4 protein-coding genes and 1 pseudogene are annotated in these 7,402 nt (G+C 34.7%); 2 read left to right on the top strand and 3 right to left on the bottom strand.

Annotation, left to right across the window (positions count from 1 at the left end; translation table 11 throughout):
- Positions 1 to 22 precede the first annotated feature (22 nt).
- From D8M03_RS13690 to D8M03_RS13705, 3 genes are all read right to left on the bottom strand, one after another.
- Complete coding sequence (locus D8M03_RS13690) at positions 23 to 1,078, bottom strand: 5-methylcytosine restriction system specificity protein McrC (protein ID WP_121215390.1); 1,056 nt, start codon at positions 1,076 to 1,078, stop codon at positions 23 to 25.
- Entirely contained in the window at positions 1,053 to 3,512 is a 2,460-nt protein-coding gene (locus D8M03_RS13695; RefSeq protein WP_121215391.1) for an AAA family ATPase, read from the bottom strand. The genes D8M03_RS13690 and D8M03_RS13695 overlap by 26 nt, the downstream gene beginning before the upstream one ends.
- 1,275 nt (positions 3,513 to 4,787) lie before the next feature.
- Positions 4,788 to 5,630 carry a DegV family protein gene (locus D8M03_RS13705; protein ID WP_121215393.1) on the bottom strand — a complete coding sequence of 281 codons (843 nt, stop codon included), beginning with the start codon at positions 5,628 to 5,630 and terminating at the stop codon, positions 4,788 to 4,790.
- Positions 5,631 to 5,791: 161 nt separating this feature from the next.
- Between D8M03_RS13705 and trhA the strand changes: the two genes are divergently transcribed.
- Positions 5,792 to 6,433 carry a PAQR family membrane homeostasis protein TrhA gene (gene trhA / locus D8M03_RS13710; protein WP_121215394.1) on the top strand — a complete coding sequence of 214 codons (642 nt, stop codon included), beginning with the start codon at positions 5,792 to 5,794 and terminating at the stop codon, positions 6,431 to 6,433.
- Between the two features lie 73 nt (positions 6,434 to 6,506).
- Positions 6,507 to 7,402, top strand: a pseudogene (locus D8M03_RS13715) (IS3 family transposase); the annotation flags it as partial.

Genomic DNA, 7,402 nt, shown 5'->3' on the forward strand with positions numbered 1-7,402 from the left:
TATAAAAAACACCCGAAAAGTTTTAGACCAACTTTTCGGGTGTGCTATTAACAATTTCCAACAACCTACTATGAATGATATTCCAACTACGATTTAAATCCACTGTAAAAACTTTTATTGGAAATCCTTTTATTTCGTACGAAAGATTAAGTTCCTTACCCGTTTTTGGATAGAGTAAAATCCCTGACAGCTTTTTGCTCGTATTTTTATGATTGTTAAGATAGGCAAACAATTGATAAAGATTGCCACTAATTAATTTTTCGGAACCACGATTTTCGGTTAAGGCGTTTTGGTAATATTTCGTATCCATAATAATCTTTCGGTCCCTGTCTTCCAAAGAAATATCGGTTTGCATAATTGGCAAATATGTCGTATTCTCCCCAATCGCATCCCAATATATATTTTCTCTTCCCACTTTAAAATGCGGTGTTTCTTTAATATAAAAATTACGAACAAAGTCTTCAAATAAACATGCCATGGCTTTTGGATTGCGTTCAAAATCTGCAAATTTTGAATCTGAATTTTCTTCATTTAATAACAAGGATTCATAAAGAAATTGACAAATGTCTAATACAAAACGATAATGCTGATTGCTTCGATGTAACCGAATCGTTTGAAATAAACGACTATCCAATTTGATTAAGTTTATTTGAGCAAAATATGGATACAACTGATGAATCTCCTCTTTTAACTGCTTATTAAAAATCGATGTCTGTAACAGTTGATAAAGAGTGGCTTTAATAATCTGATTATGAAGAATGTCATAGCTCATCTCTTCGAATTCCACATGCATTTTTGCACGTTTATACGAGAAGTTTTGTATCGACTCTTTAAATAAAATTCGACCTCTTAAAGTGGATGTCTCTTCCCTGGCCAGTTGATACTCCTTATAAAATCCACGTTTGATAAGTGAACGCAATTTGACAAGGAGTATTCTGGTAAGCAGATGCTTTATATCTTTTTCATCTTCACGAGAAATCGAAACAAACTCTCGTTCATCTAAATGTTGCCAAGCATAACAAAGCATAAAATAGAGATTTTTTATCGGGATTTTATTGGAGTCGGTTAAGGATGTCATTGACTTTATCCTCCCGATCAAACCAATATTCCTTTAATAATGGCGCAATCTCTAAACGAATAATTCGTTCATACCATTTTTGTTCATCATCCACATTTTCAACGGTTGGACAGAAATAACTGTGGCCAATTTCATACCCTTTTCCGAGATTAATTTTATCACTCACAATTTCCTGATTTACCTCATCAATTGAGTGGATTAGTTTCTCAATAAATCCTTGACTGATGCCTTTTGAAATCAAATAATCTTTAAACCCATCTGTATGAAATGCTGGTTCGACATTAATAAACGAAAAACGTCTACGTAATGCGTAATCTACAAGAGCTAAGGAACGGTCAGCAGTATTCATTGTACCAATTAAATAAAGGTTAGATGGAATATAGAACGTTTCCTCCCCTAAACTATAGGCTAATTTAACTGCAAATTTTTTCCCCCGTTTATCTGCTTCTATTAACATCATTAACTCACCAAAGATTTTTGATAAATTTCCTCGATTAATTTCATCGATAATCATGTAGTAATTGTTTTCTGGATCATCAACGGCTTTTTTGCAAAACGTATAAAATAAACCGTCTTTCAAAATGAAGTTTCCTTCTAAATTCGGTTTATACCCACGGATAAAATCTTCATAGGAATATGATTGATGGAACTGTAAAAATTCAATTTTACTATCATCTTTAACACCCATATGCAGATATGCAAGACGTTTTGCTACAAAAGTTTTCCCTACGCCAGGGGGTCCTTGTAAAATTATGTTCTTCTTATAATCCAAGGTTTCAAGAATTTCCTCGATTTGCTCATTTGTCATGAAAACTTCTGAATTGATTTGCTCAACTGTATACGGAGCAAGTTCTTCATTTTTTTTGTTTCCTTCTGGTGGAGTTGTACTAGAATTGCCTTTTCCAACCTTATCAAGTAGTCGTTCCACATAGTCTTCATAGCGAGTAATATTCGTTAATGTTTTCATATGAATTGGTTCTTTATCAACATTCCATTCCCCTGTCGATATCCAATCTACTTTACGTACTGAGTGATATGTTTCCCGGGTAGGGTCATGTTGATAGTCAGAAACAATTTTTCCAAAACCAATGATCTGTTTTGTCCCTCTTTTAATAAACACATAGTCCCCAATCTTCATTTCATAGGCAAATTGATAATTCGCTAGTGCATCATTTGTTGGATTATTTTCTAGTTGAAATACTTCTTTTAATACATCTGCAATTTCGCGTTTACTATTGTATTTTTTTAGATCACCGATTTCTTCCCATCCAATGGCGATAAGACCATTTTGGTAGAAATCATCCCACATTACAGCGTTCTCTCCTGCTGCAAGAAGCCAGTATTGTGGCAAATCATCTTGGACATCGGTAATGTCTTTCCCTTTTTTACCATAGTTTTCAAATAAGAAACTGAAGAATTGGTCCACTTCATAATAGATTGGTAAATTTGTTCGTTTTCCAATGATTTCTAAGTATTTTTCAATGATTTGATTTTCTTTTAGGCAATTTTGAAATTTAATAAACTTTCTTCCCTCTGAATCTCCTCTAGAATAATCAGGGGTTAATTGAAGTATATTTTCGACAGCTACTTTATCACGTTGATTGTAAAAACAATAGTCATCAGCAAATACATTTCCAACGATTTCACTCACAACACTCATGCCAAAGCCAAATAATTTATATTCCTCATTTGAAATAAAATTATCAATTCGGTTTTCAATTGGTTCTTGTCCATAAAACAAATACTCAAAGCTTTTTCGATATTTTTCGATTGGCGCATTCATTTTACCAAGTGCCCGTTTCTTTGATAGAGCCATACGAAAGGCATTAATATGGTTACCGATTTCTTGAACATCTTCCCATTCCATTTGTTGTAGATGGTCACGTTGTTTAAACCGGTCAAAAAAATGATAGCCAACTTCAATGTATTTAGTATTTTCCTTAAACCATTCATCTGCAACTTCTCTAAAGGCATACAGATATTTTTCGATTGTCGGAAGCTCTAATATTTCTTTAACCATTTGTGGATTTTGCCAATATTTATAAAGTCGATTAAATTCTTCGTCCGTTAATCGATAATTGGTCAATTGACTTATTTTAAAGATTTGAAGGTTCATCGTATCTGGGATTTCTTTCAATTCGTGTCGAAGAAGCATTCCAGAGTCGGGTGTTAGGCGAAAATCAGTTATTTCCACTTCGATACTAAAGCCATCATCCTCATCAATAAAAGGCGCAGAAGTAATCTTTCCACTAGCTACCACTCCACCTGTATTACGCTCGCCCCCATCGGAACGCCAAATGAATACACGATCTCCTCGCTGCATTTCATCCTTAAATTGCTTTTGACGAATACCCCAAGTGACTACTTTATTTTCTTTTAAATATGTATCTACATCAAATTGCTTAGGGTTACCTTGAAATATCCAATTTGCCATTGTTGGACCTCCTTGTAAACTGCTATATTACTTCTAATATCATCATATTTAATTATAGAATGTTTAATTGAAAATTCATACAATGCACAATCATCTCCTGGAAGTGCCCTTTAGTGGAATAAGATATCAAGCAAATACTGATAATTCTGTTGTCAATTTAAAAACCACGAGAAATACATCTCATGGTTTTAATAGTTTAAATTCATTTTTACATGCATGAATTACTCGATTACTTGATTTAATAAAAAAATTTTTCTGCAATTTTCTCTACAATTAGCCTATTCATTCTTATATCCATTCTATGTGTCCAGGTTGCAAAGGTAATAGTTCATTCCTAACCATTTTCTTTAATACTTTCACTCTTTCTAGGCATGTTTGTTCCTTGACAAGTTTTTATAGTAAAAAATTTTTTACAACTTCTTCAATTTTTCTTCCAAAAAATGAAACCAAACAAATTCCTAATCGTAAAATTAAGTAAATTAAAATCGTCTATAGTTATTTTGAGAAAGGGTTGAGCCGTATGAAGAAATGGCGGAATCGAAAGAGAAAATACAAATATAGTAATGGCAATTATACATTTTTTGATCTAGTTCTAGATGTACTTTTTATCATCCCAGAAATAATTTTGTGGCCATTTAGATTAATTTTATGGTTATTAAGAGGCACAGGAAGAATGATTGGTAATTTTCTCGATTTTATTTAAGGGCAGCCATTTGCTAAATATGGTAGAGCTAGAGAGGAATATAATTTGAGCAACCTTTGTCAAATTTTAATTCACAATACTACACAACTATAATGTTGAAAATTCAGTGATAATTTTTACTACCTACATTAATAACAAAAAAGCGCCAATCCCTATACAGAATTGACTGTGTAACCACAACTAAGTCCACCCGTCACCCATCACCCCACCAAAACCCCTCTAAACCCTTTCCAGAGTAAGCTTAAGCAACTTTGCTCTAAAATCTTAACCTTACTCCGTGTACAACTAAGTTCGCCCGCCAAACCGCTCTTTTTTCTCTAAATATTACCACATATTTCTCATACCTTCAAAAATCGTCTACAACAAAGTACGTTCGTAAGAGGATAGAAAAAAGCGCCAAACCCTGAGTAGTATCAAGGGTTTAGCGCTTAGAGCTTAGAAATTATTCAGTTATTTTTCCGCGCAACTATCGCGCCTATGAACCAACTTAGTTGTTCGACGGGTGAATTATGTTGTGTGCGAACCGACTAAGTTGGAGGAAGGCATTGACACTTTTCTTTAATATTTATTATTTACTCCGCAAAATACATAAATCCAATTGCCCCTGGACCTGTGTGGGTGCTGATAATTGGAGAAGTGAATTTGATTTCGACACCATTGAAGCCTGTTGATTCGATTAATTCCTTCAGCGGGTTGCCCATTGTTGTGAGTCCGTCCGCATGGGAGATGCCGACTGCTTTTACGGTTTTCCCTTTTGTATCTTCTAAAAATTGTTCAAATAAATATTTGACGACCTGTTTATGGCTTCGAGCTTTTGAAACTGGCGTATAAGAACCGTCGTCTAACGTTGCGATTGGTTTGATATTTAATAAAGAACCAATCATCCCTTTGCCTTTCCCAATACGACCGCCTTTGATGAGGTTTTCGAGTGTATCCACCACTACAAATAAACGTGTATTTTTTCTCACTTCATTTAATCTTGCAACAATTTGCTCCACAGTTGCCCCTTGATCACGAAGTTTAATGGCTTCACGTAGTTGGAAAGCTAAAGCAATGGCAATATATCTTGAATCTATTACGGTTACATCTGAGTCCGTCATTTCCGCAGCTTGTCTAGCAGAATCGTAAGTCCCACTCATGGAGCCTGTCATATGAATAGAGATGATTTGATCACCATTTTTTCCTAGCTCATCAAATAATTCTTTGAACTTTCCTGGTGCAGGTTGAGAACTTTTTGGTAATTCTTTTGAATTTTTCATTAACTGTAAAAATGAATCGGGTTGTAAATCTTGCCCGTCTACATATGTTTTATCATCAATTTGAATCGTTAATGGTACGACTTTTATGTCATATTCCATTATTTCTTCTGTTGATAAATCACATGTTGAATCTGTAACAATATGAATTCGTCCCAAGTTGACACATCCTTTAATATCTTAAGATAATTATATGTAACCGTTTACTCGGTGTAAACATGACAAATGTAATCTTACAAATAAAACGGTTAAAATGTGACAAATGATAGTGTTTTCCATATTATTTTTCCGATATAGTGAATGCATTAGGAGTGAGAGCGATGAAAAATGAACAAGCATTTGACTATAAAAATTGGAAAGAAGAACTTTGGAATGCCATCACTCATGGCATCGGATTATTATTAAGTATCCCAGCCTGTATTGCCCTTATATTGATTGGCGTGCACTCAGGTAATCCAACTGAAATCGTATCATATTCAATTTTTGGAGCATCCCTTGTATTACTGTTTTTAATGTCAACTTTATTGCATAGTATGCCAGAAAAATATAAACGCTTTTTCTCGATTTTAGATCATTCATCGATTTACGTGTTAATTGCCGGAACATATACGCCATTTTTGATGATTGCCATCGATGGCGTGTTAGGTATCGTATTACTTTGTATTATTTGGGGAATTGCCCTGTGTGGAATTTTATTTAAATGTTTCTTTATCGACCGTTTTGAAACTTTCTCATTAATTTTATACATTGCCATGGGATGGTTGATCATTTTTGCCATTAAACCGTTATATGAATTTTTACAATTTGATGGGTTTACGGTGCTGCTTGCTGGAGGATTATTATTTACGTTCGGCGCCATCTTCTACGCATGGAGAAAACTACCGTATAACCATGCAATTTGGCATCTATTTGTCATCGCAGGCTGTGCATGTATGGTGGCATGTGTGGCGATATATTTATAAAGTAAAAGCAGGACATTCTGAACTGCACCCCAATTGTTAGACACAATCTAACAATTGGAGGTGTAGTTTTTTTATGACTAAATTTACTAGTGATATCAAGTTAGCTATAGTTCAGGGGTTTAATCCACATATGATTTCACAAAAAGAATATGCGTCACAGATGGGTGTTACAAGAGCACAATTTCAATTTTGGTTGAAGTTATATGAATTGCATGGTGAAGAAGCGTTTAAGAATTTCTATACAAATTATCCCGTACCATTTAAACTAGATGTACTTAATTACATGGTTCAATCTGGTGCATCACTAATGGATACAGCAGCTCTTTTTAAAATTCCTAGTTATACGATGGTGTATAATTGGCAAAGACAAATGGAGTACGGTGGCTTAGATGCCCTTGAGCCAAAATCAAAGGGGCGTCCATCCATGAAAAACAAACACCAGTAGAAGGTTCACCTGAAGCACTTCAAGCAGAAATCAATCGTCTACGTATGGAAAACGAGTATTTAAAAAAGTTGAACGCCTTAGTTCAAGCCAAGGAAAAATCACCAAAGAAGACAAAGTAAAGGTCATCTATGAATTAAGGCATAAATACTCGGTGAAGGCGCTTGTGGCATTCGCACAAATTCCACGTAGCACGTACTATGATTTAGTAAAGAAGATGAATCGAGCAGATCCAGATGCCGAGTTGAAAGCTGAAATTCAAGCAATCTATAACGAACACGAGGGCCGTTATGGGTATCGTCGTATTCGAGATGAGTTGGCGAATCGTAGTCAGAAAGTGAATCATAAAAAGGTTCAACGTATTATGAAAGAACTTGGTTTAAAATGCGTCGTGCGAATGAAAAAATATAAGTCTTATAAAGGGGCGGTTGGCAAAATCGCACCTAATAGTTTAGACCGCAATTTTACAGCAGAAGTACCGAACGAGAAGTGGGTAACGGATATTACGGAGTTTAAGTTGTTTGGCG

The sequence above is a fragment of the Ureibacillus endophyticus genome, assembly GCF_003628435.1.
Lineage (GTDB): Bacteria > Bacillota > Bacilli > Bacillales_A > Planococcaceae > Ureibacillus > Ureibacillus endophyticus.

Bases quoted from the DNA above. Each gene is read 5' to 3' on its own strand.
- D8M03_RS13690 (WP_121215390.1), bottom strand. From the start codon at position 1,078: ATGACATCCTTAACCGACTCCAATAAAATCCCGATAAAAAATCTCTAT.
- trhA (WP_121215394.1), top strand. From the start codon at position 5,792: ATGAAAAATGAACAAGCATTTGACTATAAAAATTGGAAAGAAGAACTT.
- D8M03_RS13695 (WP_121215391.1), bottom strand. From the start codon at position 3,512: ATGGCAAATTGGATATTTCAAGGTAACCCTAAGCAATTTGATGTAGAT.